Raw genomic sequence first — 2,235 nt, 5'->3', positions numbered from 1 at the left:
TCACGCAAACCGTAATAAGCCGTAAGGAACACTACCGGCACCGTGGCTGCCTGCTGGAACGACCACCCCTCCGGTATCCGCACCAGACACCGATGGTCAGCGACAGCCACCGGTCCATATCCGACACCTGTCAAACCCATGACCCGATCGCCGACGGCCAGACCCGTAACGCCCTCGCCGACCTCCAGGACGACACCGGCGCCCTCACCGCCCAGCTCGGCCGCGCCTGGATACATCCCCAACGCGATAAGAACGTCACGGAAGTTGAGGCCCAGCGCCCGCAGGCCGACACGGACCTGGCCCGCGGCCAGCGGCGCCGCAGCACCGGGCTCCGGCACCAGAGCAAGGCTGTCGAGCGTGCCACCAGTAGCACTCAACCGCCACTCACGCGCTTCAGGTATCTCCAAGGCCCGCTTACCGGCAGGAACGAGCCGCGGCACGGACAGCGTGGTACCTCGGACCGCGACCTGCGGCTCATCGGCGGCCAATACGGCAGTCAGAACCGAGCCCATCCCGGTACCAGCGAGGTCGAGGCCGGAGTCGGCAGCGAGATCGAGCAGGACGATCCGGTCCGGGTTCTCGGCCTGAGCCGCCCGAACCAAACCCCACACCGCAGCACCTGCCGGATCGCAGACGTCCCCCTCACCATCAGCTGGAACCGCACCCTGCGTGAGCAGCACCAGCCGGGATTCCGCCAGATCCGCAGCAGCGAACCACGCCTGGACGACCTCCAGCACCCTGACGGTCAGGGCGAGCGCGTCGTGTTCGCCGTCACTGCCGAGGGCCTGAAGAACCGCTACCGCTGGCACCTCCGTGGCGCCTGCCAGTTCCGTTACGTCCTCGGTCGAAGCCACCAGCGTCCACGACGGCAGAGGTTCGGCGCCCGGAGCAGGCGCGGGCAGTTCGGTCCAGTCCACCTCGAACAGTGCGTCGCGGCCGTCGTCAGTCGCCATCCGATCCAGTTGCTCGACGTCCACCGGCCGGGCAATCAGTGATTGCAGGCTCAGCACCGGACCGCCGGCCCCATCGGCCGCTTGCAACGACACCGCGTCCGGCCCGGACGGTACCGTTCGCACCCGCAGTTCAGAGGCACCCGCGGCGTGCAGCCGGAGCCCGTTCCAGGCGAACGGCACACGAATGCCGGCCTCGGTGCCGGCCGGCTGGACGAACCCGCTGTGCAGGGCGACGTCGAGCAATGCGGGGTGTAGCCCGTAACCGCTCGCCTCACCGCGCTGCTCGTCCGGCAGGGAGACTTCGGCGAATACTTCCTCGCCCCTCCGCCACACCCCTCGCAGACCCTGGAACGCCGGACCGTAAACGTAGCCGCGGTCTGCCAGATCCTCATAGAACTCGGCAGCGTCGAACGGCACCCGCTCCGCACCGATCGGCGGCCACACCGTGAAGTCGAAACCAGTAGCGGGGACAGTGGCTGCCGTCAGCGTGCCGGCAGCGTGCCGGGTCCAAACGTCCGTACCGGTGCCGCCACCGTTGTCCTCACGAGCCGAGTACACGGCCACCGAGCGGGTGCCGTTCTCCTCGGGGCCGCCCACCGCGACCTGAACACGGACACCCCCTTGCGCGGGTACGACAAGCGGCATCTCAATGACCAGCTCTTCCAACGTGCCGCAGCCCACCTCGTCACCCGCCCGCACGACCAACTCCGCCAGACCAGTGCCGGGGACAAGAACGACGTCGCCCACGGCATGGTCCGCCAGCCACGGATGCGTACGAAGCGACAGCCACGAGGTACCCAACACGCCACCGGTCTCGGGCACCGCCACCACCGCACCCAGTAGTGGATGATCGGCCCCGGACAGTCCGAGCGACGCCGCGTCGGTCGTGGACATGGTCGGCAGCCAGTAGTGCTCGTGTTCGAAGGCGTACGTCGGAAGGTCGACGCGGCGGGCATCGGCTCCGGCCGCGAGGACGCCGCTCCAGTCGACGCGGATGCCTCGGACGAAGAGGTCCGCCATCGAGGTGAACAGGCGGCGCAGACCGCCGTCTCCGAAGCGCAGCGAACCGCTCACCAGGACCTCGGTGTTCGCCTCGTCGGCGATCTCGTTGATGAGCCAGACGAGTGCTGGACTGGCACTCGATTCCACGAAGACGGTGTGGCCGTCGGCCAGCAGGTCAGCGATCGCGGGGCCGAAGCGGACCTGACCGCGCAGGTTGCGGTACCAGTAACCGCCGTCCAGGACACCCGCCTCCCGCACCCACTCACCGGTCACGGTCGAG

General features: G+C 68.5%; 1 protein-coding gene. It reads right to left on the bottom strand.

Annotation, left to right across the window (positions count from 1 at the left end; genetic code table 11):
- Positions 1-2,213 (bottom strand): polyketide synthase dehydratase domain-containing protein (locus ACFV2X_RS55525; RefSeq protein ID WP_385631951.1); only part of this gene is annotated, 2,213 nt, incomplete at its 3' end.
- Between the last annotated feature and the right edge of the window lie 22 nt (positions 2,214-2,235).

It is taken from the genome of Streptomyces sp. NPDC059679 (genome assembly GCF_042734105.1).
GTDB lineage: Bacteria > Actinomycetota > Actinomycetes > Streptomycetales > Streptomycetaceae > Streptomyces.
The sequence above is the reverse complement of the archived record's forward strand: the minus strand, read 5'-3'. Positions and strand labels throughout refer to the sequence as shown.